Raw genomic sequence first — 25480 nt, forward strand, 5'->3', positions numbered from 1 at the left:
GAGACTACGCGTCCCGTGCGGCCGGCTCGGTGCCCAGCAGCGCGTCGACGAACTGCGCCGGGTCGAACGGAGCGAGATCGTCCTTGCCCTCACCGAGGCCGACGAGCTTGACCGGGATGCCGAGCTTGCGCTGCACGGCGATCACGATGCCGCCCTTCGCGGTGCCGTCGAGCTTGGTCAGCACCACACCTGTCACGTTGACGACCTCGGTGAAGACCCGGGCCTGCTCCAGACCGTTCTGGCCGGTCGTGGCGTCGAGGATGAGCAGCGTCTCGTCGATGGGCCCCTGCTTCTCCACCACGCGCTTGACCTTGCCCAGCTCGTCCATCAGGCCGATCTTGTTCTGCAGGCGGCCGGCGGTGTCGATGAGCACGGTGTCCACGCCGGTGTCGATACCCCGGCGGACCGCGTCGAACGCCACGCTGGCCGGGTCGGCCGCCTCCGGGCCGCGGACGGTCTCGGCACCGACCCGTTCGCCCCAGGTCTGCAGCTGGTCGGCGGCGGCGGCCCGGAAGGTGTCGGCGGCGCCCAGCAGCACGGTCCGGCCGTCGGCGACCAGCACCCGGGCGATCTTGCCGCAGGTGGTGGTCTTGCCGGCGCCGTTGACGCCGACGACCAGCACGACCGCCGGCACGCCGTCCTTCGGGGCGGTGCGCAGCGAACGGTCCATGCTGGGGTCGAGGGCGTTGACCAGCTCGGCGGCGAGCAGCGCGCGCAGCTCACCGGCCGAGCGGGTGCCCAGCACGCGGGTCTGCTCGCGCAGCCGGTCGACGATGTCGCGGGTCGCGTCGACGCCGACGTCGGCGGTGATCAGACTGTCCTCGATCTCCTCCCAGACGTCCTCGTCGAGGTGGTCGCGGGCGAGCAGGCCGAGCAGGCCCTTGCCGAAGACGTTCTGCGAACGCGACAGCCGCGAGCGGAGCCGGACCAGGCGGCCGGCGGTCGGCTCGGGCACCTCCACGGTCGGGGCGGGCGCCTCGATGACCGGTGGGGGCTCGACCAGGACACCGGTGGACAGATCGGACTCCGGTGCCTCGACCGGCGGGCCGGCGAGATCCTCCTCGGCACGGGTGTCGACCTCGGTGCGCGCAAGCGGGGGCTCGGGCCGCCGCCGCAAGCGCGGCACGACCAGCCCGACTGTGCCGGCGATCAGCACACCGAGCAGGACCAGAGCGAGGACGAGATATTCGGCCATGCCGGAATCCTGTCAGATGCCGGCGGCGGCGTCCCAGCCACCGCACCCGGCCGGTCTCACGAACCGGCGGTAGGCTCGCCGCATGCCCGCCGCACACCTCCTGATCGGCCCACTTCTGCGGCGAGTGGTCGACACCCGGGCGACGATCTGGGTGGAGACCGCCGCGCCCGCCGTGGTCACCGTCCGCACGGCCGACGGCGCCACCGGCACCGCACCCACCTTCTCGGCGTACGACCACCACTACGCCCTCGTCGTGGTGGAGGGGCTCACCCCGGACAGCGCGACGACCTACGAGGTGCTCGTCGACGACGAGCTGGTCTGGCCGGTGGAGAGCAGCGGCTTTCCGCCCAGCGTGATCCGCACCCGGGCGGTCGACGACCGGGACCAGCCGGTCAGTCTGATCTTCGGTTCGTGCCGGGAGACCACCCAGCACGCCACCACCCGCAAGCTGCCGCCGGACGCCCTGGACGCGTACGCCCGTCGGTTGATGGCCGACCCCGAGTCGAACGCGCTGCCCGACCTGCTGGTCCTCCTCGGTGACCAGGTGTACGCCGACGAGACCTCGCCGACCGTGCGCCGGCTGCTGCGCCGGCGCCGGCGGCGGCCCAAGGGCGCCCCGGCCGACCAGGTGGTGAGCTTCGACGAGTACACCAAGCTGTATCTGGAGTCGTGGCGCGATCCGGAGATCCGCTGGCTGCTCTCCACAGTGCCGAGCGTGATGATCTTCGACGACCACGAGATCATCGACGACTGGAACACCTCGGCGGCGTGGCGTGCCGAGATGCGCGAGCAGCCGTGGTGGGCCGAGCGGATCGGCAGCGGGCTGGCCTCGTACTGGGTCTACCAGCACCTGGGCAACCTCTCCCCCGACGAGATCGCCGCCGACCCGGTCTTCGCCAAGGTCGCCGCCGCGGAGGACGCCACCGGCGTGCTGCGCGAGTTCGGGCACCGGGTCGACAAGGAGTCCGACCTGGCGCACGACACCGAGCGCTGGCGCGCGGTGCAGTACCAGTGGAGTTACGCGATCGACCTGGGGCGCACCCGGCTGGTCATGCTCGACAACAGGTGCAGCCGGGTGCTCGAGCCGGGCAGCCGGGCGATGCTGCCGCCGGGTGAGTGGTCGTGGTTCCTCGACCAGGCGCACGGCGTCTACGACCACCTGGTGGTGGGCGCCTCGCTGCCCTGGCTGCTGCCCCAGGGCATCCATCACATCGAGGCGTGGAACGAGAAGCTGGCCGACTCGCGCCGGCCGTGGGTGGCCCGCGGGGCCGAGAAGCTGCGCCGGGCCCTCGACCTGGAGCACTGGGCGGCGTTCCGGCGTTCGTTCGAGGCCCTCGGGGAGACGTTCGCCCGGATCGGCACCGGCACCCCGAGACAGTCCGGCGCCCGGGTCGGCGCCGGGCCGGCGTACGCCCCACCGGCGTCGATCAGCGTGCTCTCCGGTGACGTGCACCACTCGTACGTGGCCCGGGCCCGGTTCGCCGATCCCGCGGTGGTCACCCCGGTGCACCAGCTCACCTGCTCACCGATCCACAACCAGGTGCCGGCCGGCATCCGTCCGCTGATGCGGCTGGGTTGGTCGTCCGGGCCGGCGGGCGCCACGCGGGCGCTGGCCCGCGCGGCGGGTGTCCGACGCCCGGGGGTGCGCTGGCGCAAGCTGGCCGGTCCGTACTTCGGCAATGCCGTCGCCACCCTTACCCACCGGGGTCGGCGGGCCGAGGTGATGATCGAGGGCACCACGAGCGACGGGCACCTGCGTCAGGTGATGAGCCGCCGCCTCTCCGGCGACGACTGACCGGGCCTCGCCGTACTCTCTTCCCCGTGGACGAGCACCTGCCGGAGCCGATCCGGGCTGTCGAGCACGAGCTGACCGCGTTGCTGCGCCGGGGACGGGCGGTTTCGTGGGAAATCGCCCGGGAGGTGCACCCGACCCTCGAACCGAACACGTACGGGCTGCTGCTCTGGTTACGGCGCAGTGGATCGATCCGGTTGACCGAGCTGGCGGCGCGACTCGGCGTGGGCAAGGGGACGCTGAGCCGGCAGATCAACGGGCTGGAGGCGCTCGGTCTGGTGCACCGCGACCCCGACCCGAGTGACCGGCGGGCGGCGCAGATCAGCCTCACCGAGGAGGGCCAGCGCCGGTTCGACGTCGCCCGGTCCGCCCGCCTGGGCGAGTTCCTGCGTGCTCTGGACGACTGGCCGGCGCGGGACGTCGAGGAGTTCGCCCGCCTGCTCGGCCGGTTCAACGAATCCTGGAGATGATCTCCGAAAACGGGGAATGCGGTCGCCGTCCGCCCAGTTGTTGCTTGAGGCAACCAAACTTACGGTTGCCTCAGGCAACTCCCAGGCGGGGACCGCCCTGCGGCCCGCCCACCATCTCTACTCCGCTCGGAGGCAGTAAACGATGAGCCAGGCGACAGCGTCACGGGCGCCCGCCGTCGACATGACCCACCGGCAGATCCTGGAGGCTCTCTCCGGCCTGCTGCTGGGCATGTTCGTAGCGATTCTCTCCTCCACGGTCGTCTCGAACGCGCTGCCGCGCATCATCACCGAGTTGCACGGCGGCCAGTCCGCGTACACCTGGGTGGTCACGTCGGCTCTGCTCGCGACGACCGCGACCACCCCCATCTGGGGCAAACTCGCCGACCTGACCAGTAAGAAGACACTTGTCCAGCTCTCCCTGGCGATCTACGTCCTCGGCTCGGTGCTGGCCGGCGCCGCGCAGGGCACCGGCGAACTGATCGCGTGCCGGGTGCTCCAGGGCGTCGGCGCCGGCGGCCTCACCGCCCTGGCCCAGGTGATCATGGCGACGATGATCGCGCCGCGCGAGCGGGGCCGCTACAGCGGCTACCTCGGCGCCGTGATGGCCGTCGGCACCATCGGCGGACCGCTGATCGGCGGCGTCATCGTCGACACCTCCTGGCTCGGCTGGCGCTGGTGCTTCTACGTCGGCGTGCCGTTCGCCATCGCCGCGCTGGTCGTGCTCCAGAAGACCCTGAAACTGCCGGTGGTCAAGCGCAAGGCGCAGATCGACTGGTGGGGCGCCACCCTGATCACCGCGGCCGTGTCGGTGCTGCTGATCTGGGTCTCCCTCGCCGGCGACCAGTTCGCCTGGGCCTCCTGGCAGACAGTCGTCATGGTCCTCGGCGCTCTGCTCCTCGGCGCGCTCGCCGTCCGGGTCGAGACCCGGGCAGCCGAGCCGATGATCCCGCCGCGGCTGTTCCGCAACCGCACGATCAGCCTCGCCGTCGTCGCCAGCATCGCGGTGGGCGTGGGCATGTTCGGCGCGTCGATCTTCCTCGGCCAGTACTTCCAGATCAGCCGGGGCGAGAGCCCGACCATGTCCGGCCTGATGACCCTGCCGATGATCCTCGGCCTGCTGGTCGCCTCGACGGTGGGTGGACGCATCATCACGAGGACCGGCCGCTGGAAGCGGTTCCTGGTGCTCGGCTCGGCGCTGCTCACCGTCGGCTTCGCGCTCATGGGCACGCTGCGCGCGGACACCAGCTTCACCCTGCTCAGCGTCTACATGGTGCTCATCGGCGTCGGCCTGGGCCTGACCATGCAGAACCTCGTCCTCGCCGTGCAGAACACCGTCGGCCCGCACGAGCTGGGTGCCGCCAGCTCGGTGGTGGCGTTCTTCCGCAGTCTGGGCGGCGCGATCGGCGTCTCGGCCCTCGGCGCGGTGCTCGCCCACAAGGTCAAGGACTACACCGCAGACGGGCTGTCCCAGCTCGGCATCCGGGCGTCCAGCTCCGGCAGCGGCGGTACCCTGCCCGACGTGCACACCCTGCCCGGTCCGCTGCGCGCGGTGGTGGAGGGCGCGTACGGCCACGGCGCCGGCGACATCTTCCTGGCCGCCGCCCCCTTCGCGCTGATCGCGCTGATCGCCGTGAGTTTCATCAAGGAAGTGCCGCTGCGGCAGCACAACGGCAGCCCGGTTTCCGCTGCGGCCGACGGGGAATCGAACCTCGTCTCCGGCGCGGTCCGGACCGGCGAGCAGAGGTGAGGTAGAACCATGAGCGTGGGAGCGCCGGACCGCGAGGAGTACGGCCCTCGGATCAGCCCGCTGCCCTTCGAACGGGGCACGGACGGCCCGCGGGTGGTCATGGTGGGGGTGGACGGCACCCGTACCTCCGCGCGGGCCGGCGCCTACGCCGCCGGGCTGGCCCGCCGGCAGGGCGCCGCCCTGGTGGTGGTCTTCGTCAGCTCGGCGAGCGGGCTCACCGCGCTGGTGCCCGGCATGGACGCCGGCGCGGTCCAGCGCACCTACGACGAGTTGGCCGACGAGCTGCGCCGCGAGTGCCGGCGTGGGGCCGAGCAGTTGGGCATCCCGGTGACCTTCCTGTGCCGGCGCGGCGACGCGTTCGCCGAGCTGTGCGCGGCGGCCGACGAGTTCCAGGCCGACATGGTGGTCGTGGGGGCGTCCGAGCAGGCCGGTCACCGGCTGGTCGGCTCGGTCGCCACCCGGCTGGTCCGCAAGGGTCACTGGCCCGTCGTCGTGGTGCCCTGATTAACCCGTCGCGGATCGTCAGGGGTGCCGGGCAGGATGCCCGCCATGACGTGGACCGCACCGGAGATCACCCGGACCCCCGAACCGTACGTCGGCGACGAGCGCACCATGCTCGACGGCTGGCTCGACTACCACCGGCAGACGCTGCTGCTCAAGTGCGCCGGCCTGACCGGGGAGCAGTTGCGCACGCCGAGCGTGCAACCCTCCGGCCTGACCCTGCTCGGCCTGGTCCGACACCTCGCCGAGGTGGAGGCCTGGTGGTTCCGGGAGAACTTCGCCGGCCAGCCTGTCGACTACCCGTACTTCACGCCGGAGACGCCGGACGCCGACCACGACGTCAGCGCCGCGGACGCCGAGGCGGACTTCGCCACCTTCCACCGGGAGGTGGCGCTGGCCCGCGAGGCCGCGGCCGGCCGTTCCCTGGACGAGACCTTCGTCGAGGTCAGCGGGAAGAAGCGCACCTTCAACCTGCGCTGGGTGTACGTGCACATGATCGAGGAGTACGCCCGGCACAACGGCCACGCCGACCTGATCCGGGAACGCATCGACGGCACCACCGGCGAGTGAACCCGTTCGGCGGACAACGCCCACCGAACGGCTGCCCGCCGGCGCCGATCCTCCATCATTGACGATCTTCTGCAACGCGCCGCAGACCTGAATCGTCATCCTGCCGAACGGGTTGTGGCCGGATCCGTTCCCGCCACCGACGCCCCCTCTACGGCCGCGGCGCGGATCACCGGGCCGCATACACGGGGAGCGGGACCATGGTTGGCAGAGGCGAGATCAGGCACACCCGGAGAGCGACGCTGGGCATTCTCGGGGCGGTCGGGGCGGTGATACTGGACTCGGGCTGTCAGGTCCGCCCGCCGGCCGCCACCGCCCCGCGTGTCGACCCCAACTACGTGGGCGATCCGACCGGCCCGGGCCCGGCCACCCCGCTGCTGCGCGCCGCCGGGTCGCCGCCAGTCGTCGTGGAGAACGCCCGGCCGGGCGCCAGCGGATTCCGCCTGACCGGGCACCGGTTCGCCACGGACAGGGGCGGCGAGATCGCCGGCTACGTCCACGCGACCAGCGTCGCGCCCGGCGAGGAACTGCGGTTCCAGGTCTCGGTCGCCCGACCTCAGCGGTACCGGATCACCATCTTCCGGGTCGGCCACTACGACGGTCGCGGAGCCCGGCAGGTGGCGGTCAGCCCGTGGCTGGACGGGTCTCCCCAGGCCGCACCGACGGTCGACCCAGCGACCGGCGCGGTGCGATGCGGGTGGCGCACGCAGTGGCGACCGACCGTGGCACCGGACTGGACGAGCGGGCTCTACCTGGCACTGCTCGCCAGCGCCACCGGCCATCACCAGTGGATCCCGTTCGTGGTACGCGACCCTGGGCACGCCCGCGGTGCTCTCGTTGTCCTGCCCACCAGCACCTGGCAGGCGTACAACTGCTGGCCGGAGGACGGGCGGACGGGGGCCAGCCTCTACTACGGCTTCGACAGCGCGGGGCAGATCACCACGAAGCACCGGGCCCGGGCGGTCAGCCACGACCGGCCGTACGCCGGCAACGGCGTCCCGGCGCTCGCCGACCACGACATCGGGTTCGTTCAGTGGGTGGAAGGTCAGGGAATCGACGTGGCATACGCCACCAGCGAGGACCTGCACACCGGGCGGGTGGACCCGGCCCGTCACCGGGCGGTCGTCTTCCCGGGACACGACGAGTACTGGTCGACACCTATGCGCGAGGCGGTCGTCACGGCCCGCGACGGCGGCACCAGCCTGGTCTTCCTCGGCGCCAACAACTGCTACTGGCGGATCGGTTACGGCGCGGACGATCACGACGACCGCTTGGTCCGGTGCGCCAAGGAGAAGACGCCGGCGTCCGGCCCGCTACCGCTCGGCATCATGTGGCGGTCGGCGGGCCACGCGGAGCAGCAGTTCATCGGGGCGCAGTACGTCAGCGTGGTGGACGGCTACGCCCCGCTGGTGGTCCGCGGCAGCCGACACTGGTTCTGGGCGGGCACGGGCGTCCGGGACGGCGACCTGATTCCCGAGGTCGTGTGGGGCGAGGCCGACCAGTGCATGCCCGGCTTCGCCGAGCCCCCGGCGGCGGAACGCACTCTGCTGGCCGAATCACCCTTCCGGCGCGACGGCGCACCCCAGCGGCAGCAGAGCCAGCTCTACCGGACCACGTCCGGGGCCTGGGTGTTCGCCGCTGGCTCGCTGGGCTGGACTCGTGCGCTCGCCGACCCGCGACTGGCCCGGGCCACCGTCAACCTGCTGAGGCGGGTGGTCACCGGTGAAGCGCGCACTTCGACGTAGTGACGCCGACACTCAAGGGCGACTCGGAGCCCGGCTCGAGCAGATGCTCGGGTGACCCACCCGGCTCAGTACGCGAGCGCGGCCCGCAGGTAGCGCAGGTCGGCGTGACCGCCCCAGCGGTGCGCCGACAGCCCGGCGGACCGGGCGCCCCGCACGGCCCAGTCCTCGTCGTCGACGAAGAGCACCCGGGCCGGCGGGGTGGCCAGCGCCTGGCAGGCGGCCTGGAAGTACTCCGGCGTCGGCTTGTGCACCCCGAGCGTGGAGGAGTTGACCACCACGTCCAGCTCGCCGACCAGGCCGAGCGCGGCCAGGTCGGTGTCGAGCAGGTCGGTGGCGTTGGTGCCCAGCCCCACCCGGACGCCCGCCGCGCGGACCTCCCGGACGAACGCCAGTACCTCCTGGTCGACCTCTCCCCGGTAGCTCTGCCACTGCTGGACCGCGGCACGGGCCCGTTCCGGACTGCCCACCGACTCGGTCAGGGCGTCCGCCACGCTGCTCACCCACGCGGCGTGACTGACCTGGCCGGTGAGCACCGGCTGGAGCCGCCCCCACTGCATGGCGATGTCGCCGAGCACCCCCTCGGAGAGGCCGTACTCCCGCTCGACACCGGCGGCCACCGCCGGGTCCCACCGGCGCAGTACGCCGTCGAAGTCCAGCAGGAGCGCCGTCGCGCGTTCCCGAGCCACTACCCGTTCTCCTCGCCGCGGCCGGGCCGCTGCTCGTTCTCGTCGGCCCGGTTGAGCCGTTGACTGATCACCTGGGTGACCCCGCTGCGCATGGTCACGCCGTAGAGCGCGTCGGCGATCTCCATCGTCCGCTTCTGGTGCGTGATGACGATCAGCTGGCTCTTCTCCCGCAACTGTGCCAGCAACGTGATCAGCCGGCCCAGGTTCACGTCGTCCAGGGCCGCCTCCACCTCGTCCATGATGTAGAACGGGCTGGGCCGGGCGCGGAAGATCGCCACCAGCATGGCCACCGCGGTCAGCGACCGCTCGCCACCGGAGAGCAGCGACAGGCGCTTGATCTTCTTACCCGGCGGTCGGGCCTCGACCTCGACGCCGGTGGTGAGCAGGTCCTCGGGGTCGGTGAGGATCAGCCGACCCTCGCCGCCGGGGAAGAGCACCGTGAACACCTGCTCGAACTCCCGGGCCGTGTCCTCGAACGCGCTGGCGAAGACCTCCAGGATCCGCTCGTCCACGTCCTTCACGACGGTCAGCAGGTCCCGCCGGGTGGCCTTGAGGTCCTCCAACTGCTCGGAGAGGAACTTGAAGCGCTCCTCCAGCGCGGCGAACTCCTCCAGCGCCAGCGGGTTGACCTTGCCGAGCAGGGCCAGTTCGCGTTCCGCCTTGGCGGCCCGCTTCTCCTGCACCGGCCGCTCGTAGCGCACCGGCTCGGGCACCGGCAGACCGTCCCGCTCGGCGAGGGCCACATCGGCCTGGGTGGGCGGCACCGGCTGGGCGGGGCCGTACTCGGCGACCAGCGTCTCCACGTCCAGTCCGAAGTCCTCGGCGGCCTTCGCCTCCAACTGCTCGATGCGCAGGCGCTGCTCCGCGCGGGCCACCTCGTCGCGGTGCACCTGGCTGGTCAGCCGCTCCAGCTCCGCGCCGAGCCGCTTGGCTGCCCCGCGTACCTCCTGGAGCTCGGCCTCGCGGGCGGCGCGCTCCCGCGCGACGGCGTCGCGGTGCTCCTCGGCCACTGCGATCGACGTGGTGAGCCGGGTGAGCGCCTCCCGGGCGCCGCCGGCGACGGCCCGGGCGATGCCCGCGCCCCGGGTGCGCGCGGCCCGCCGGGCCGCGGCGCGTTCGCGGGCGGCCCGCTCCGCGGTGGCCTGCCGGGCGAGGGAGTCGGCCCGGCCGGCGATCGAGGAGACCCGCTCCTCGGCGGTACGCACGGCGAGCCGGACCTCCATCTCGTTCTGCCGGGCCTGCGGCACCATTGCGGCGAGCTGGTCCCGCTCCTCGGTGGAGGGCTCGGCGTCGACCGGGGTCTCCTCGGCCAGCCGTAGCCGTTCCTCCAGCTCGTCGAGCGTGGCGAGGTCCCGCTGCCGGGCCGCCTCGGCACGGGCCCGGGATTCGCCCAGCCGGTCGGTCTCCGCCTTGGCCGAGCGGGCGGCCGCGCCCAGCTCGGCGAGCCGGCGGGCGGCGGCGTTGCGGTGGCTCTCCGCCTCGCGCTTCTCGGCGGCGGCGTGCTGCACGGCCTCCTTGGCGGCGGCCACCTCGGCACGCGCCTCGACGAGCTGGTCGCGCAGTTCGGCACCGGCCTGTTCGGCGGCGAGCCGATTGGTGCGGGCCTCCTCGACGGCTGCCTGCACCTCGATGTAGCTGGGGGCCTTGGCCGACCCGCCGGCCGCCGCGTACGCCCCGACCACGTCCCCGTCGGGGGTGACGGCCCGCAGCTCGGGGTTGCCGGCGACCAGCTCGGCCGCGGCGGCGAGATCGTCGACCAGCGCCACGTCGCGCAGCGCCCGGTGCACGGCGGGGCGCAGCTCGTCGGCGCACTCGACGAGGTCGGGTGCCCAGCGGGCGCCGTCGGGCAGCTTCGGACGCAGCGCGTCGGCCGAGCCGGTCATGCCGGGCCCCGCCGGGCTGCCGACCAGCAGGCCGGCCCGGCCGGCGTCGGAGATCTTCAGCAGGCGCATCGCCTCGACGGCCTCGTCCACCCCGCTGACGGCGACCGCGTCGGCGAGCCCACCGAGTGCGGCGGCCAGCGCGGCCTCGTGCCCCGGCGCGACGGTGAGCAACCCGGCGAGACTACCCAGCAGGCCCGGTACGTCCCCCGCGCGGGCGAGCAGCGCTCCCGCGCCGTCCTTGCGCCGCAGACCGAGGGCGAGCGCCTCCTCTCGGGCCTTCCAGGTGGCGGCGTCCTTCTCGGCGGCCCGCTCGGCGTCGGTCAGCGACCGGACGGTCGCCTGTGCCCGGTCCTGGACGGCGACCGCCTCGGCGTGCCGGGCGTCCAGGTCGGCGTTGTCCCGGTCCGCCTCGGTGGACTGCGCGGCAACCGCGTCCAGGTCGGCCTGCGCCTGCTCTGCGCGGCCCAGCGCGTCGGCGTGCGCGACGGCGAGGCGTTCGATCTCCTCGCCGGCGCTCGTGGTCCGGGCCCGTGCCGAGTTGACCTGGCCGGTGAGCCGGGCCATGCCCTCGCGCCGGTCGGCGATGGCCTTGGCGGCGGCCACCAGCTCCCGCTCGGCGGCGGCGAGCTGCCGTTCCAGCTCCTGACGGTGCTCGACGGCCTCGGCCAGCCGGATCTGGTCGTCGGTGAGCGCCGCGCGCAGCTCCTCCTCCTGCTCGCGGACCCGTTCGGCCTCGGCCTCCAGCTGGTCCGGGTCGCGGCCGGGCCGCTCGTCGTCGCCGGTGGCGCTGAGGTGCCGCAGCCGCTCCCGGGCCAGTTGCTCGATCGAGCGGAAGCGTTCCTGCAGGGCGGAGAGCTTGTACCAGGTGTCCTGCGCGGCGGCGAGCAGCGGCGCGTCCTCGGCGAGGGCGGCCTCCAACTCGCCGAGGCGGCCCTGCACCTCGGTGTGCTCGCCCTCGATCTGCTCGCGTCGCTCCCGCAACGCCGTCTCGTCGGCGATCTCCCGGTCCAGGGTGGTCCGCAGCGTGGCCAGGTCGTCGGCGAGCAGTCGCAACCGGGCGTCGCGCAGGTTGGCCTGGATGGCGGCGGCACGCCGGGCCACCTCCGCCTGCCGGCCCAGCGGCTTGAGCTGGCGGCGCAGCTCGGCCGTGAGGTCGGTCAGGCGGTTGAGGTTCACCTGCATCGCGTCGAGCTTGCGCAGCGCCTTTTCCTTGCGCTTGCGGTGCTTGAGGACGCCTGCCGCCTCCTCGATGAACGACCGGCGGTCCTCCGGCTTGGCGTGCAGCATGCCGTCGAGCCGGCCCTGACCGACGATGATGTGCATCTCCCGGCCGATGCCGGAGTCGGACAGCAGCTCCTGGATGTCGAGCAGGCGGCACGAGTTGCCGTTGATCTCGTACTCGCTCTCGCCGGAGCGGAACATCCGGCGGGTGATGGAGACCTCGGTGTACTCGATGGGCAGCGCGCCGTCGGTGTTGTCGATGGTGAGGGTGACCTCGGCCCGGCCCAGCGGCGCACGGCCGGCGGTGCCGGCGAAGATGACGTCCTCCATCTTGCCGCCGCGCAGCGCCTTGGCGCCCTGCTCGCCGAGCACCCAGGCGATGGCGTCGACGACGTTGGACTTGCCGGAGCCGTTCGGGCCCACCACGCAGGTGATCCCGGGCTCCAGCTTCAACGTCGTCGCGGAGGCGAAGGATTTGAAGCCCTTCACCGTCAGGCTCTTGAGATACACCTACTCGATCCTCGTCCGGTGGCCGCCGTACCGTCGCCGGCTGCGCGGACCTGGGTGAACCCGCAGACTAACCCGATGGCGGGACCGACCCGGCACGCGACCCGCCCCGGGCCGCCCCGGCGGACGGCGCGGAGGGTGACAGTGGGCCGAGCGCGCTGTTGTCACGGCGGGACCGGGAAAGACAAACAACGCTCATGATCGGCCCGCCGCCCGGCTGTTTCGGCGAAACTGCGCGGCGGTTATCGCGGCGCCGGTTACAAGATCACAAATGGTCGGCCACGAAAGGCGCCGGACAGCGTTGCGCGCCGGCACGGAGGTGTCGGCGCGCATTTTTGCGGTGGTGCTGCGATTCAGTTTTCCGCGCTGAAGATCAGGTCAGCGCCGGCTCGGCGAGACGGAGCAGGTCGTCCGCTTCCGCCGCAGCCGCCGCGAGCCGATCATTGTCGGCACGCAGACGCGTGATCTCGAACTCCAGTGCCTGAACCCTGGCACGCAGTCGGGTGACCTCGTCGAGCAGACGCCGGTCGGGCGCTGCACCTACGTGGCCGTAGAGGGCCTTCGCCATGCTGACTCCTTGATATGCGCTGCCGGAAAGGCCGGCCAACGCGCGCCCAATTTTGTACGCGGCTGTCATTCCAGCTGTATCTGGGCATGACCGGGCGCGACTGGCGACACCTATATATTGAGCCGCAAACCCCTCCTTCGTCAAGTTCTCGCAGGCCGTAGATCATCTCTACGTCGACCTGTCCACTTGTCGGGGGGGCTGCCGCAAGGCACGGACACGCTCTGTCCGGACGCCTTTACTGTACGCCCGGATTCGGGGAAGTCAGCGCCTTGGCGTCCGACTTCCTCTTAACTCTTCCTTAGCCACGTTGCCGCAGCTCGCGGGCGAGTCGTAGCGTCACCCCGGCCCGCAACCGACCCCGTGGAGGCACAGGCGTGTACGGCTGGACCGACCCGATGGACCCGAACGGCGCCTCCCGGCGTGCCGAGCGGCCGACCGACGAGCCGGACTGGCTGCGCGACCGCCCGGAGCCCCGCTCGGCCTACCTGTTCGGCGACGACCCCGACCAGCCCGGCGACGAGTGGCACCGCGCGGAGCCCACCGCGCGCTGGCAGCCCGCGCCCGTGGAGGCGCCGACCGACGGCTGGCGGGACCAGGAACGGGGCGACGAACCGACCGACGGCTGGCGCGGCGACGCGCGGCCCACGGAGATCGTCGACGGGTGGCACGCCGAGACCGACGCGTACTCCCCCGGCGGCGGGATCACGGAGGCCGCCGGCGACGGGCGGACCGGCAGCGGTCGGCACCGCTCGCCCCGGCGCTGGCGTCGCCCGTTGATGATCGGCGGCGCGGCCGCGGCAGCCACCCTCGTGGTGAGTGTCGGCGTCGGCGCGCTCGCGATGCCCGGCGGGAACGGCCCGGCCGACGAGCCGACCGCCGTCGACGACACCGTCGCCGCCGCGCCCGCCGTCCCGACGGACGAGCCGGCACTCGACACCCTGGTCGCCCCCTCCCCGACCAGCTCGCCCAGCTCGGCACGGCCGAGCCCGTCGCCGAGCAAGGTGGTCAAGCCCACCCCGGCCGCGTCGCGGACCACCGCCACCTCCCGGCGCAGCGCCGAGCGCAGCAAGGCCCCGAGCACCACCAGTGGCTCCGGGGGCGCCAGCGGCAGCCTCAGCGCCCAGGCCCAGGAGGTGGTGGACCTGGTCAACGCCGAGCGCGCCAAGGCCGGCTGCAAGGCGCTGAGCGTCGACGACAAGCTGATGACCGCCGCGCAGCGGCACAGCCAGGACCAGGCCGACCACCAGAACATGTCGCACACCGGCAGCGACGGCAGCAACACCGGAGTCCGGCTGGACCGCGTCGGCTACGCCTGGCGCACCTACGGCGAGAACGTGGCATGGAACCAGAAGACGCCGACCGCCGTGATGGACGCCTGGATGAACAGCTCCGGGCACCGGGCCAACATCCTCAACTGCGCGTTCACCGAGATCGGCGTCGGCATCGCCAGCAGCAACGGGCCGTACTGGACGCAGGTCTTCGCGGCGCCGCGCTGAGAGCGCGTCGTCCGCGCCCCCGCGCTCGTTGGACCCGGTGAGGCACGCCGGACCGGACGTGGGGGCGGCGTGCCGGTGTGGGCGGCGACCCGCCGCCCGGGACCCGGGGGCTGCCGATGCGGATCCGGCTGCGGCGACGTGCCGCCGCACGCCCGCTGCGCCGGATCGTGTCGGCCGGCGTCGTGCTCATCCTGGTGCTGCCGGCGTACGGATGTCGGCGCGAGCTGATCCCGCCGGGGGCGCCCACCCAGTGGCCGGCCACCCAGGCCCGCCACTGGCAGTGGCAGTGGCAGCTCGACGGCCCGCTCGATGAGACGGTGGACGCCGACGTCTTCCTGCTCGACCCGGTGGCAACCACCGCCGCGCAGACGGCCGAACTACGCACCCGTGACCGCCGGCTGATCTGCCAGGTGTCCGTCGGCTCGCTGCGCCCGACCGACCCGGACGCCAGCCGGGTGCCCGCCGCCGTGCGGGGCGCGGCCGGCCCGGAGCCCGGCAGCCGGTGGCTTGACGTCCGCGGGTGGGACGCGTTGGAGCCGGTGCTGGCCGACAGGTTCCGGCTGTGCCGGGGCAAGGGCTTCGGCGCGGTCGCTCTCTCCGACGCCGACGGGTACGCCCACCGCAGCGGCTTCCCGCTCGGCTTCGACGACCAGCTGCTGTTCAACCGCCGGCTGGCCCGGCTGGCCCGCACACTGGACCTCTCCCCCGGGCTGGTCAACGACGTTCCGCAGCTCGCGGCGCTGGCACCGGACTTCGACTTCGTGGTCAACGAGGAGTGCGTCCGGCTGGACCAGTGCGCCAAGCTGCTGCCGTTCGTGGACGCGGGCAAGCCGGTCTTCCACGTCGAGTACACCGGCTCGACCGACGACTTCTGCGTCACCACGGTCGGCTACGGCTTCGCGTCCATGCGCAAGAACCGGGCGTTGGACGCCTGGCGGGAACCCTGCGCGCTGCCGTGACGCCCGGTCGCGGTCGGCCGACACGGTGGTGCCCCCGTCCGCGGTGGCGAACGGGGGCTGCTCGGTCAATCCTGCGGCGCGAGGCCCCGGGTGGCATCCGGACGGCACGTACCGGGCCGCGGATCGCGGCCCGGCACGAGAGACGACCGGCCACTCAGGAGACGGGCACCAGCTCCGGCGCGGGCGCCGGCGGGTCGGTGGGCGCGGGCACCGGCGCCGGGCTTCGGCGCAGGAACCGCGGAGCCCACCAGTTCGCGTCACCGAGCATGGTCATCAGGGCGGGCAGCACCACTCCCCGGATGATCGTGGCGTCCAGCAGGATCGCCGCCGCCAGGCCGATGCCGAGCTGCTTCATGTCGATCGTGCTCAGCGTGGCGAAGATCGAGAACACCCCGACCATGACGATCGCCGCGCTGGTCACCACCCCGGCCGACGACGTGATGCCGTACGACACCGCGTCGCGGTTGGACATGCCGGCCCGCACGCCCTCGCGGATCCGGCTCACCACGAAGACGTGGTAGTCCATCGAGAGGCCGAAGAGCACCACGAACAGGAACAGCGGCAGCCAGGAGACGATCGCGCCCATCGAGGTGAAGCCGAGCAGCCCCTCGGCCCACTCCCCCTGGAAGACCAGCACCAGCAACCCGTACGCGGCGCCGGCGGAGAGCAGGTTCAGCACGATCGAGCTGGCCGCCACCACCACCGAGCGGAAGGTGAACGTCATGACCAGGAAGGTGAGCACCAGCACGAAGCCCATCACCAGCGGCAGCTTGTCGCGCACGTGCGACGCGTAGTCCTCGCTGTCGGCCACGCTCCCGCCGACCGCGTACTCGATCCCGGGGATCCCCCGCAGCTCGGCCGGGACCAGGTCGGCCCGCAACTTCTCCAGTGACTGCACCGACCGCTCGTCGCGGCTGGCGTACGGGGTGGCGACGTCCAGCACCGACACCCGGTGGTCGGCCGACACCTTGATCTTCGGGCCGTCCGCCTCGGTGGGGGCGAACAGCGGGTCACCGCTGGCGCGGGCGGCCAGGTCGGTGAGCGCCGCGTTGACCCGGTCGGCCTGCTCGGCCGGCGCCCGGACGGCCACCACGTGGTTGGTGCCGGTGCTCGGGAAGGCCGCGGTGAGCCGGTCGTACGCCTGCATGGCCGGCGTGGTGCGCGGCAGGTCCTCCATGCCGGGGAACTTCAGCTTCATGCCGAGCGCCGGCACGGCAAGCGCGAGCAGCAGACCGACCGAGATGACGAGCGTCGCCACCGGGGCGCGCAGCGCGGGACGGAGCACCGCCGGCCAGAGCCGGGGCGTACGCGGCTCGCCGTGCCGGCCGGTGCGCGGCGCGGTCAACCGCCAGAGCAGCGGCACCCGGGGCCGGTCGACCCAGCGGCCCAGCCTGGCCAGCAGGGCCGGCAGCACGGTCAGCGAGCCGGTCACCGCGACAGCGACCACCAGGATCGAGCCGACGGCCAGGGACGAGAAGACCACATCGCCGGCGAGGAACAGCCCGGCCATCGCGATGATCACGGCGAAGCCGGAGACCACCACGGCGTGCCCGGAGGTCTCCGCGGCGATCTCCACCGCGTCCAGGCCGGAGCGGCCCTTGGCCCGTTCCTCCCGCTCCCGACGGATGTAGAACAGCGAGTAGTCGACCCCCACCGCCATGCCGATCAGCAGGATCACCGGTGACGTGGTGTCGGTGGCCGGCACGAGGTGCGAGGCGAGGGTGGACAGGCCCATCGCGGCGGCGACCGAGGAGAGCGCCAGCAGCACCGGCACGCTGGCCGCGATCAGCGCGCCGAACGCGATGATCAGGATGGCCAGGGTGACCGGCAGGCTCAGCAGCTCGGCACGCTCGAAGTCCTTGCCCAGAGTGTCGTCCAGCGCCTGGCCGATCGACGGCCCGCCGACCTGCTCGACGCGCAGCTGCGGGTGCGCGCCCTGCACGGTGGCGGTGGCGTCGCGCAGCGGCTGCACCCGGTCCGAGGCGGTCTCCGGGTCACCGGCCATGGTGATCGGCAGCAGCAGGGCGGACCCGTCCCGCGCCGTGACCGGCGGGCCGACCTCGGCGACCCCGGTGACCGTGCGCAGCCGGGCCGCCGCGTCGTCGGCGGCCGCCTTCGCCGCCGCCGGGTCCAGGGCGCCGCCCCGGGAGGTGATCAGGACGTTCTCCACGGCCGGGTCGTCGAAGGCGCCGTCGTCCACGATGAGGCTGGCCCGCCCGGCCTCGCCGATCGCCTGGTCCCCGCTGGTGGCCTCGGAGAGACCGGCGGCGTTACCGCCGACGAAACACACCGCCACGAACACGACCCACAACGCGATCGCCCGCCACGGATGCTCGGCGCTCCACCGCGCCATCCGCACCGTCACCGGTCTGTTGCCCATCTCGTGTCCCCCTGTCACGTCGACCCCCTGTCAACCGTGCTGACGTTAGGGGCGTGACGAGGCGGTCACATCGGGGAACGGCCCCCGTCCGCCCCGGAGTCGGTCCGCCGAGGGCGGCGGGCCCGCCGGACGGGCATCAACCGCGATTCGGGCGTACGCCGGGGTGGGGCCCGGAGCGTCCGGCCGCGACCCGCCGGTGCCGACCCGGAGCCGGCTCCGGGTCATCCCCGAAGGGCACCCCGAGGCCGGGGCTGGCAGCGCGGGCAGCTGAACGACGAGCGGTTCATGAAGGACTCGCGCCGGATCGGCGCTCCGCACCGCCGGCACGGCTCGCCCTCGCGGCCGTAGGCGTTCAGCGCCCGGTCGAAGTAGCCGCTCTCGCCGTTGACGTTCACGTAGAGGGCGTCGAAGCTGGTGCCGCCCACCTTGACCGCCTCCGCGAGCACGTCGCGGACGTGGCCGAGCAGACGCTGCGCGGCGGGCCCGGTCAGCGCGTCGGTGGGGCGGGCGCCGTGCAGCCCGGCACGCCAGAGCGCCTCGTCGGCGTAGATGTTGCCCACGCCGGAGATCAGCGTCTGGTCGAGCAGGGCCCGCTTCACCTCGGTCCGTCGGCGGCGCAGCGCGGCGACGAACGCCGCGTCGGAGAACTCCGGGTCCATCGGGTCGCGGGCGATGTGCGCAATCTCCGCGGGGAGGTCGGCGCCGCCCTCGCTGACCGCGAGCCCGCCGAACGTGCGCTGATCGACGAAGCGCAGCTCGGGCCCGTCGTCGGCGAACCGGAACCGCACCCGCAGGTGGGTCTCGTCAGGTGTGCCGGGCGGCTGGAGCAGCAACTGACCCGACATGCCCAGGTGCCCGACCACTGCGTCGCCGCTGTCCAGCGGAAGCCACAGGTACTTGCCGCGTCGGCGCACGTCCACGATGGTCCGGCCGGCGAGCACGTCGGCGAAGTGCGCCCCGCCGGGGACGTGCCGCCGGACGGCGCGCGGGTGTCGAACCTCGACCGAGGCGATCCGCCGGCCGGTGACCCACTGGGCCAGCCCCTGCCGGACGGTCTCCACCTCGGGCAGCTCAGGCACGGCGTACGCCCGTCTCGCGGCCGGTCGGGGCCTCGACGTCGCGGGCCTCGACCGGGCCGCCGCCGTTGGCGGACATCGGCCGCTCGGGCGGCGTCTGCTGGTCCGCCACGTCGGCCGGCATGGCCTGCGCCAGGTGGTCGGCCTCCTCGGCCCGGGCCGCCTGCTCGGCGCTGTCCAGCGGCTCCGACGGCTCGCCCTGGTCGGACCCGTCCTGCTGGGTGTTCCGCTCGTGCTGCTCGGTGAGCATCCGCCAGGCCGCCTCGGCGGCCCGCTGCTCGGCTTCCTTCTTGCTGCGCCCCTCGGCGCCGCCGTACCGGTTGCCGGCCACCACGACCCAGGCGGTGAACGTCTTGAGATGGTCCGGTCCGGTGCCCTCGATCCGGTACTCGGGCACGCCGAGACCGAGCGCGGCGGTCAACTCCTGGAGGCTGGTCTTCCAGTCCAGGGCGGCGCCGCGACCGGCCGACTCGGCCATCAACGGGTCGAAGAGCCGGTGGATCACGATCCCGGCGGTGTCCAACCCGTACTGGAGGTAGATGGCGCCCAGCAGCGCCTCCAGGGTGTCGGCGAGGATGCTCGCCTTGTCCCGGCCACCGGTGGTCTCCTCGCCCTTGCCGAGCAGCAGGTACGCGCCGAGGCCGTCCGGGCCCAGGCCACGGGCCACGTCGGCGAGCGCCCGCATGTTGACCACGCTCGCCCGCAGCTTCGCCAACTGCCCCTCGGGCAGGTCCGGGTGGTTGTGGAACAGCGCCGTGGTGATCACCACGCCGAGGACCGAGTCGCCGAGGAACTCCAGCCGCTCGTTCGTCGGCAGGCCGCCGTTCTCGTACGCGTACGAGCGGTGGGTCAGCGCGCGTTCCAGCAGGTCCGGCTCCAGGCTGACGCCGAACGCGGCTTCCAGGTGACCGACGGACGCCCGCCGCCGCTTGTCGATGCTCATGATGTGCGTACCTCGGTGTCGGTGGAGCGGTCGGTGCGGTCCGTCGCGGCGTCGCCGTCGAGCAACGCGGAGACCAGTTCGGTGGCACGGCGTCGCCACAGGTGGGCGGCGAGAGCGATGCCGGAGGCGATGTCGTCGGCGCGAGCGGAGCCGTGACAGACGACGACCGTCCCGGCGACGCCGAGCAGGGCGGCCGCCCGGGGGGCGCCACCGCTGACGGGCGGGCCGCCGGCCATCGCGTACGCGCCCTCGATCGCCTTGAGCAGCACGTTACCGGTGAAGCCGTCGGTGACCACCACATCGGCACGCGCGCCGAGAGACACGTCGTACCCCTCGACCAGGCCGACGTAGCGTGCCTCGCAGGGCAGCGGTTCGACGGCGAGCAGGGGGTCGGTGGCCCGGCGTACCCGGTCGCCCTTGCCGGCCTCGGTGCCGACCGAGAGCAGGCCGACCCGTGGCGCGACGACCGAGTGGGCCACCGCGGCGTACGCGGCGCCGAGCACGGCGTGTCGGGCCAGGGTGGCGGGGCGGGGTTCCAGCGAGCCGCCGACGTCGAGCAGCACCACCGGCCCGGCGACCGCGGGCAGGGTGGCGACCAGGGCGGGTTGGCGGATCTCCGGCCAGCGCCCGAGCCCGAGCACGGCGGCGGTGACCGTGGCGCCTGTCGCGCCGGCCGAGACGAGGGCGTCGGCGGTGCCGTCGCGCACGGCGGTGACGGCGGCCCGGACGGTGCTCTCCGAGCGGGCGGCGCTGGGATGGTCGGCCATGCCGACTGCGGAGCGGACCGGTCGGACCGTGATCCGGGCCCGCTCGGTCGGGGCGAGGGCAGCGATCAGCGCGTCGGCGACCTCGGTCGGACCGACGAGCAGCAGGTGCAGATCGGGATCGGCGCGCACGGCCCGCAGAGCGCCGTCAACCACGACGGCGGGAGCGTCGTCCCCGCCGAGGAGGTCAACGGCGATCCGCGCGGTGCCCGGCTCCACCGGAACACCGGCCGGGTTGGGCCGGCCAGCGTCGGAGGGAGCCGGGGCACCGGGCGAATGCCAGGGTGCGCGCGCCGCCCGACCCGGGGTCGGGGGCGTCACTCGGCGTCCAGGTCAGACCTCGAGAACCTGGCGGCCGTTGTAGGTGCCGCAGACGGAGCAGGCGGCGTGCGGCAGCTTCGGGGACTTGCACTGCGGGCACGCGACGGTCGCGACCACGGTCGCCTTCCAGTTCGCCCGGCGGGACCGGGTGTTGCTGCGCGACATCTTGCGCTTGGGGACGGCCACGGTTCTTACTCCTCTGTACGGGTCAGTTGCGTCAGGCCCGCCCAACGCGGGTCGATCTGCTGGTGACTGTGGTCGGCCGGCAGATCGTCCCAGTGCGCCCCGCATTCGGGGCACAGTCCAGGGCAGTCCTCCCGGCAGAGCGGGTTGGTCGGCAGCGTGAGCACCAACGCGTCCCGCAGCGCCGGCTCCAGGTCGATCAGATCGCCCTGCATCCGGCCCACCTCGTCCTCGTCGGTCGTGGCGTCCGTGGTGCTGTTCTCGTACGCGTACAGCTCCTGGATCGTCACGGCCATCGATTCGTTGATCTCGCGCAGGCAACGCCCGCACTCGCCCCGGATGGGACCGGTGATGGTCCCGGAGACGAGCACACCCTCGGACACCGACTGCAACCTCAGATCGAGGTTGAGGTCCGCGCCCTCCGGCACGCCGATCAACTCCACACCGAGGTCCGCCGGTGCCGGCACGACCCGCTGGACCTCACGCAACGCGCCAGGGCGACGCGGCAGGTCCCTCGTGTCGAGGACCAGCGGCGACCTGGGGTCGAGTGTCGATGGCGAGTGCTTGGGCATAGTCAGACTCCGGCCGGTGAGAGGCCGACAAAAAAGGTTACCTGGGCGACCGCCGGACCGTCGAACCGGGGGGACGCCTGAGGTGAGAATGTCGGCTGGTGAGGTGCCGCTCAGAAGGGTAGCGGGCGTTCCGCCTCATCCCCACCGAAGGTGCCGATCTCCCGCAGCGCGTGCATCTTGTCGCGGCCCCGCTCTATCGAGGCGAGGGCCCGGGTGAGGAACTGCTCGAAGTTGGCCAGCGCGGTGTCGACGTAGTCGTCGACCTCCTCGCGCAGGCGCTGGGCCTCGGCGCGGGCCTCGGCGATGATCCGGGCGCCCTCGTGCTCGGCGGACACGGTGATCTCGTTCACCGATACGAGGCGGGCGTGTTCTGCCTCACCCTCGCTGATGATCCGGTCCGCCTCGCGCTTGCCGGCGTCCATGATCTTGTCGCGCTCCTCGAGGAGCGCGGCGGCCCGACGCAGGTCGGCGGGGAGGTCGGCGCGCATCTCGTCCAGGGCGGCGATCATCTCGCCCCGGTCGACCATGCAGTTGTTGCGCGACATCGGGACGGAGCGCGCCTGCTCCACCATGGCGATCAGTTCGTCGATGCGATCGAGCGGGTCCACCGGTACCTCACTCCTGTCGTTCGTCGGCCGACCTCCATGATGCGGGCCACGGCCGGGTTCCTGCTCGACCAATCATGTCGTGCCCGCCCCACCACCGCCCCACTCACCCCAACCCGGCGAGTCGCGACATGGTCACTCCCCGCCCCCGCGCTCCCCGCCTCGCACTCCCCTGCCGCGTCGATCTTGCAGTTTCGGTCGCGGCAAAGCACCCCGAAAGGGGGCGATCCGGGGTCGGTAAGTGCAAGATCGGCGCGGGATGGAGGAGCGCCGGGCCGGGGTCAGGCCAGGGGTGGGGGGCCCAGGCGGGACTGCAGGGCCTCGCGGACCGGGTCCGGGACGTGGGCGGAGATGTCGCCGCCCCACTTGGCCACGTCCTTGACGAGGCTGGAGGAGAGGAACGAGTAGAGCGGATTGGTCGGCATGAAGAGCGTCTCGACCCCGGCCAGCCCGATGTTCATCTGGGCCATCTGCAACTCGTAGTCGAAGTCGCTGACCGCCCGCAGCCCCTTGATCAGCACGCTCGCCTGCTGGGCGCGGCAGAAGTCGACGAGCAGCCCCCGGAAGGACTCGACCCGCACGTTGCCGTACGAGGAGGTCACCTCGCGGAGCATCTCGATCCGCTCCTCGACGGTGAACAGGCCGCTCTTCGACTGGTTCACCAGCACGCCGACGATCACCTCATCGAACAGCCGACTCGCGCGGCCGATGATGTCGAGGTGTCCGTTGGTGACCGGGTCGAACGAGCCGGGACACACCGCACGTCTCATGATCGGCGACCGTACCAAAGGGTGGTCTCGCCGTACCGGCGACTGCGCTCGGGGGTGATCCCCTCCACCCACTCGAACTGCCTGGTGCGGCGGGACCGCTCCACCACCACGAGCGCGTCGGGCGCCAGCCAGCCGCCGTCGACGAGCGTCGTCAGCAGCGCGGTGATCTCCGCGTCCGGCACGGCGTAGGGCGGGTCGGCGAAGACCACGTCGTACGGGCCACCGTCCGGGCCGGCGGCGAGCACGGTCGCCACCCTGCCGGCGACCAGTCGTACGGCCGGACCGGCCCGCAGGGTCGCCACGTTCTCCCGGATCACCCGGGCCGCCCGCGGGTCGGACTCGACCAGCAGGACGTGCCGGGCGCCCCGGGACAGCGCCTCCAGCCCGACCGCGCCGGAACCGGCGTACAGGTCGGCGAAGCGCGCGCCGTCGAGGTCGACCTCGGACTCGACGGCACTGAACAGCGCCTCCCGGACCCGGTCGGACGTGGGTCGGGTGCCGGCGCCGGGCGGCGCGGCGATCCGCCGGCCACCGAGCGTCCCGGCCACGATCCGGGTCACCGTCTCCTCCTGCTCATGACCCCGACGCTACGCGACCCCTCGGGACCGCTTCCGACACGGTCGGTACCGCCACGAGGATGACGTGATCACTTCTCGTATATCAATGATCTCAAGTTCATAACATCAGTCTTAGCAAATCCTGAGCGCTGTATCACGCGGGGCGATATCGCTAGGGTCTGCCGGGTGCCGGCGAGAACACGCCGGCCCACGGCTCGGGAGGGCGCCTCTCCGATCGGACGTGCGGTGACCGTCCACTGTCTCTCCCGTGCCACACCCCTGACGCTTCAGCACTCCAGGAGTACCCGTGATCCGTCCCAAGCTGTCGCTCCGGCGACCGCTGGCCATCCTGGGAGCCGCCATCGTCGGCCTCACCGGGGTCGTCGCGGTAGCCGCCCCAGCCAGCGCACACCACACCACGATCAGCGCCACCGTCGACTGCGACCGGCAGAGCGGCGAGCGCGTGATCACGTGGAAGGTGGAGAACAGCGAGCGCGACAAGGCTGTGACGCTCCAGAGGGTGACCGCGGACCCGGCGACGCCGGTGACCGTGCCCGTCGAGGGCGCCGAGGCGGTGCCGCTGCAGGGTTACGTCATCAAGAAGGGCGGCTTCGTGCAGGCCGTCCAGCGGGTGCCGGGCAACACCGCCAGCGCCAAGCTCGTGGTGTTCGGCAAGTGGAAGAAGAACGGCAAGGAAGCCACCAACGACGGCAGCATCACCATCCCTGCCGACCAGTCCTGCGCACCGGCGCCGAAGTGCGTCGACGTCAGCAAGGCCACGTACAGCCACACGTTCGACGGCCCGAAGGGCACCGCCACCGTCAAGCTCGACGGTGACCTGCCGCTCTGCGGCGACGGCAAGCAGTACTTCACGCTGGTGTCGTACTTCGCGCCCCGGCCGCAGTTCGCGACCCCGCAGTACGTCTACGGCACGCCGGACAGCGACTTCGTCAGCGCCACCCAGACCGAGATCACGCTGAACGTCGAGATCCCCGACTGCCACACCCAGGTCGACCTCATCTGGGGCGACAAGGACCAGGTCATCGACGAGATCGTCGACGGCGGCAAGCGCTACGACAACAAGAAGCTCGGCTCGCCGGGCGCCCCGGGCAACCGCTCCAAGGGCCCGCAGGGCTGGTACAACGGCGGCAGCAAGAGCTGCGTCACCCCGGCCTCGACCTTCGCGTCCAACTGCGACGGTTCGGTCGCGGTGTCGCTGAGCAACGACGGCAAGATCAGCAAGTACGCCGTCGAGTTCGAGGTCAAGGGTGAGAACGGCTTCACCAAGAAGGTCTCCGTTGCCCCCGGCAAGGCCGACACCAGCATCGTGGTGCCCGCCGCCGACGCCAGCAAGATCGAGGTCCTGGTCGACGGCAAGGTCATCGAGAACGGCACGTACTCGTGGACGCGTCCCGAGGACTGCCCGCTGCCGGCCGTCACCACCAAGGCCGACTGCAAGGAGTTCGCCCTCACCGTCACCAACCCCGAGGGTGGCATGCCGGTGAAGACCACCTTCACCTACGGCGACAAGACCGAGACCCGTACGGTCGCGGCCGGCGCGTCGGAGACGGTGACCTTCAAGGCTGGCAAGGCCGAGTCGGCGCTCGTCACCCTGCCGGACCTGGACCTGGAGCTCGAAGCCGTCTACACGCCGGAGGGCAACTGCGGCGGTAGCGGTGGCGGCGGCGGCGACGACCAGCCGGGCCTCCCGGTCACCGGTGCGGCCGCGGGCGGCATCGCTGCCGGCGCGATCGCCCTGCTGATCGCGGGCGCGGTGCTCTTCGTCATCGCCCGTCGGCGTCGGGTGACCTTCACCGCCTGACCTGACCTGCGCTGAAGACCGAGGGCGGGGGGGGCCCCCCCGGGCCACCCCCCGCCGGGGGGGGGGGGCGGGCACGGCCCGGTCACTGTCTCGCACTATTCCGGATCCGCGACCGCGACCAGCGCGGGGCGCAGCAGCCGCTCACCGAGC

The 25480-nt window shown here is 72.5% G+C and carries 21 protein-coding genes and 1 pseudogene; 9 read left to right on the forward strand and 13 right to left on the reverse strand.

Going from position 1 to position 25480, the window contains the following annotated elements; genetic code table 11:
• Positions 1–4 precede the first annotated feature (4 nt).
• Positions 5–1195 (reverse strand): signal recognition particle-docking protein FtsY, encoded by a 1191-nt coding sequence (ftsY, locus tag ACLQ27_RS31755; protein ID WP_357573108.1) that lies wholly within the window; start codon positions 1193–1195, stop codon positions 5–7.
• Between the two features lie 82 nt (positions 1196–1277).
• Here ftsY and ACLQ27_RS31760 point away from each other — a divergent pair, with 82 nt between their 5' ends.
• The 6 genes from ACLQ27_RS31760 to ACLQ27_RS31785 all read left to right on the forward strand — a co-directional run bounded on the left by ACLQ27_RS31760 (position 1278) and on the right by ACLQ27_RS31785 (position 8017).
• Positions 1278–2990, forward strand: a complete 1713-nt coding sequence (locus ACLQ27_RS31760) for an alkaline phosphatase D family protein (protein WP_425870203.1) — start codon at positions 1278–1280, stop codon at positions 2988–2990.
• Between the two features lie 26 nt (positions 2991–3016).
• Positions 3017–3457: a MarR family winged helix-turn-helix transcriptional regulator gene (locus tag ACLQ27_RS31765; protein WP_234590111.1), complete on the forward strand. Its 441-nt coding sequence runs from the start codon at positions 3017–3019 to the stop codon at positions 3455–3457.
• 142 nt (positions 3458–3599) lie between these two features.
• Positions 3600–5204 (forward strand): MDR family MFS transporter, encoded by a 1605-nt coding sequence (locus ACLQ27_RS31770; RefSeq protein WP_234590099.1) that lies wholly within the window; start codon positions 3600–3602, stop codon positions 5202–5204.
• A 9-nt stretch (positions 5205–5213) separates the two neighbouring features.
• A complete protein-coding gene (locus tag ACLQ27_RS31775; protein WP_234590097.1) occupies positions 5214–5708 on the forward strand; it encodes a universal stress protein in 495 nt (164 codons plus the stop codon).
• A 45-nt stretch (positions 5709–5753) separates the two neighbouring features.
• On the forward strand, positions 5754–6275 hold the full coding sequence (locus ACLQ27_RS31780; protein WP_234590094.1) for a DinB family protein: 522 nt from the start codon (positions 5754–5756) through the stop codon (positions 6273–6275).
• Positions 6276–6472: 197 nt separating this feature from the next.
• Positions 6473–8017, forward strand: a complete 1545-nt coding sequence (locus ACLQ27_RS31785) for a N,N-dimethylformamidase beta subunit family domain-containing protein (RefSeq protein ID WP_357573110.1) — start codon at positions 6473–6475, stop codon at positions 8015–8017.
• 65 nt (positions 8018–8082) lie between these two features.
• Here the strand turns inward: ACLQ27_RS31785 and ACLQ27_RS31790 are convergent, their stop codons facing one another.
• The 3 genes from ACLQ27_RS31790 to ACLQ27_RS31800 all read right to left on the reverse strand — a co-directional run bounded on the left by ACLQ27_RS31790 (position 8083) and on the right by ACLQ27_RS31800 (position 12882).
• Entirely contained in the window at positions 8083–8703 is a 621-nt protein-coding gene (locus tag ACLQ27_RS31790; RefSeq protein WP_234590090.1) for an HAD family hydrolase, read from the reverse strand.
• Positions 8703–12317, reverse strand: a complete 3615-nt coding sequence (gene smc, locus ACLQ27_RS31795) for a chromosome segregation protein SMC (RefSeq protein WP_425870206.1) — start codon at positions 12315–12317, stop codon at positions 8703–8705. The genes ACLQ27_RS31790 and smc overlap by 1 nt, the downstream gene beginning before the upstream one ends.
• Positions 12318–12687: 370 nt before the next feature.
• Positions 12688–12882, reverse strand: coding sequence for a hypothetical protein (locus ACLQ27_RS31800; protein WP_007456482.1), 195 nt, complete (start codon positions 12880–12882; stop codon positions 12688–12690).
• A 374-nt stretch (positions 12883–13256) separates the two neighbouring features.
• On the opposite strand from ACLQ27_RS31800, the gene ACLQ27_RS31805 reads away from it, so the two are divergent.
• The gene (locus tag ACLQ27_RS31805) at positions 13257–14378 is read left to right on the forward strand and encodes a CAP domain-containing protein (protein ID WP_357498071.1); all 1122 of its coding nucleotides are present in this window, start codon (positions 13257–13259) and stop codon (positions 14376–14378) included.
• 116 nt (positions 14379–14494) lie between these two features.
• Positions 14495–15337 carry an endo alpha-1,4 polygalactosaminidase gene (locus ACLQ27_RS31810; RefSeq protein WP_357498073.1) on the forward strand — a complete coding sequence of 281 codons (843 nt, stop codon included), beginning with the start codon at positions 14495–14497 and terminating at the stop codon, positions 15335–15337.
• Positions 15338–15491: 154 nt separating this feature from the next.
• On the opposite strand, the gene ACLQ27_RS31815 is transcribed toward ACLQ27_RS31810, so the two are convergent.
• From ACLQ27_RS31815 to rsmD, 9 genes and pseudogenes are all read right to left on the reverse strand, one after another.
• On the reverse strand, positions 15492–17717 hold the full coding sequence (locus ACLQ27_RS31815) for an MMPL family transporter (protein WP_357498075.1): 2226 nt from the start codon (positions 17715–17717) through the stop codon (positions 15492–15494).
• 221 nt (positions 17718–17938) lie between these two features.
• Complete coding sequence (mutM, locus tag ACLQ27_RS31820; protein WP_425870209.1) at positions 17939–18796, reverse strand: bifunctional DNA-formamidopyrimidine glycosylase/DNA-(apurinic or apyrimidinic site) lyase; 858 nt, start codon at positions 18794–18796, stop codon at positions 17939–17941.
• A 202-nt stretch (positions 18797–18998) separates the two neighbouring features.
• Positions 18999–19736, reverse strand: a pseudogene (rnc, locus tag ACLQ27_RS31825) (ribonuclease III); the annotation flags it as partial.
• A complete protein-coding gene (locus tag ACLQ27_RS31830; protein WP_425870210.1) occupies positions 19733–20719 on the reverse strand; it encodes a phosphate acyltransferase PlsX in 987 nt (328 codons plus the stop codon). The gene ACLQ27_RS31830 and the pseudogene rnc, both read right to left, overlap by 4 nt.
• A 114-nt stretch (positions 20720–20833) precedes the next feature.
• Positions 20834–21007 carry a 50S ribosomal protein L32 gene (gene rpmF, locus ACLQ27_RS31835; protein ID WP_030335284.1) on the reverse strand — a complete coding sequence of 58 codons (174 nt, stop codon included), beginning with the start codon at positions 21005–21007 and terminating at the stop codon, positions 20834–20836.
• Between the two features lie 5 nt (positions 21008–21012).
• The gene (locus ACLQ27_RS31840; protein WP_234590500.1) at positions 21013–21576 is read right to left on the reverse strand and encodes a YceD family protein; all 564 of its coding nucleotides are present in this window, start codon (positions 21574–21576) and stop codon (positions 21013–21015) included.
• Positions 21577–21686: 110 nt separating this feature from the next.
• Entirely contained in the window at positions 21687–22184 is a 498-nt protein-coding gene (locus tag ACLQ27_RS31845; protein ID WP_234590503.1) for a hypothetical protein, read from the reverse strand.
• A gap of 278 nt (positions 22185–22462) precedes the next feature.
• Entirely contained in the window at positions 22463–22951 is a 489-nt protein-coding gene (gene coaD, locus ACLQ27_RS31850) for a pantetheine-phosphate adenylyltransferase (RefSeq protein ID WP_234590515.1), read from the reverse strand.
• Positions 22948–23511, reverse strand: a complete 564-nt coding sequence (gene rsmD / locus ACLQ27_RS31855; protein WP_425870213.1) for a 16S rRNA (guanine(966)-N(2))-methyltransferase RsmD — start codon at positions 23509–23511, stop codon at positions 22948–22950. The genes coaD and rsmD overlap by 4 nt, the downstream gene beginning before the upstream one ends.
• Positions 23512–23815: 304 nt before the next feature.
• Between rsmD and ACLQ27_RS31860 the strand changes: the two genes are divergently transcribed.
• A complete protein-coding gene (locus ACLQ27_RS31860) occupies positions 23816–25330 on the forward strand; it encodes a cell wall anchor protein (protein ID WP_357573113.1) in 1515 nt (504 codons plus the stop codon).
• The last annotated feature ends 150 nt before the right edge of the window (positions 25331–25480 follow it).

The sequence above is a fragment of the Micromonospora sp. DT63 genome (assembly GCF_049841615.1).
Lineage (GTDB): Bacteria > Actinomycetota > Actinomycetes > Mycobacteriales > Micromonosporaceae > Micromonospora.

Excerpts from the sequence above, each read along its gene's own strand:
- ftsY (WP_357573108.1), bottom strand. The coding sequence starts at position 1,195 with ATGGCCGAATATCTCGTCCTCGCTCTGGTCCTGCTCGGTGTGCTGATC.
- ACLQ27_RS31760 (WP_425870203.1), top strand. The coding sequence starts at position 1,278 with ATGCCCGCCGCACACCTCCTGATCGGCCCACTTCTGCGGCGAGTGGTC.
- ACLQ27_RS31770 (WP_234590099.1), top strand. The coding sequence starts at position 3,600 with ATGAGCCAGGCGACAGCGTCACGGGCGCCCGCCGTCGACATGACCCAC.
- ACLQ27_RS31775 (WP_234590097.1), top strand. The coding sequence starts at position 5,214 with ATGAGCGTGGGAGCGCCGGACCGCGAGGAGTACGGCCCTCGGATCAGC.
- ACLQ27_RS31780 (WP_234590094.1), top strand. The coding sequence starts at position 5,754 with ATGACGTGGACCGCACCGGAGATCACCCGGACCCCCGAACCGTACGTC.
- ACLQ27_RS31785 (WP_357573110.1), top strand. The coding sequence starts at position 6,473 with ATGGTTGGCAGAGGCGAGATCAGGCACACCCGGAGAGCGACGCTGGGC.
- ACLQ27_RS31800 (WP_007456482.1), bottom strand. The coding sequence starts at position 12,882 with ATGGCGAAGGCCCTCTACGGCCACGTAGGTGCAGCGCCCGACCGGCGT.
- ACLQ27_RS31810 (WP_357498073.1), top strand. The coding sequence starts at position 14,495 with ATGCGGATCCGGCTGCGGCGACGTGCCGCCGCACGCCCGCTGCGCCGG.
- ACLQ27_RS31815 (WP_357498075.1), bottom strand. The coding sequence starts at position 17,717 with ATGGGCAACAGACCGGTGACGGTGCGGATGGCGCGGTGGAGCGCCGAG.
- ACLQ27_RS31840 (WP_234590500.1), bottom strand. The coding sequence starts at position 21,576 with ATGCCCAAGCACTCGCCATCGACACTCGACCCCAGGTCGCCGCTGGTC.
- coaD (WP_234590515.1), bottom strand. The coding sequence starts at position 22,951 with ATGAGACGTGCGGTGTGTCCCGGCTCGTTCGACCCGGTCACCAACGGA.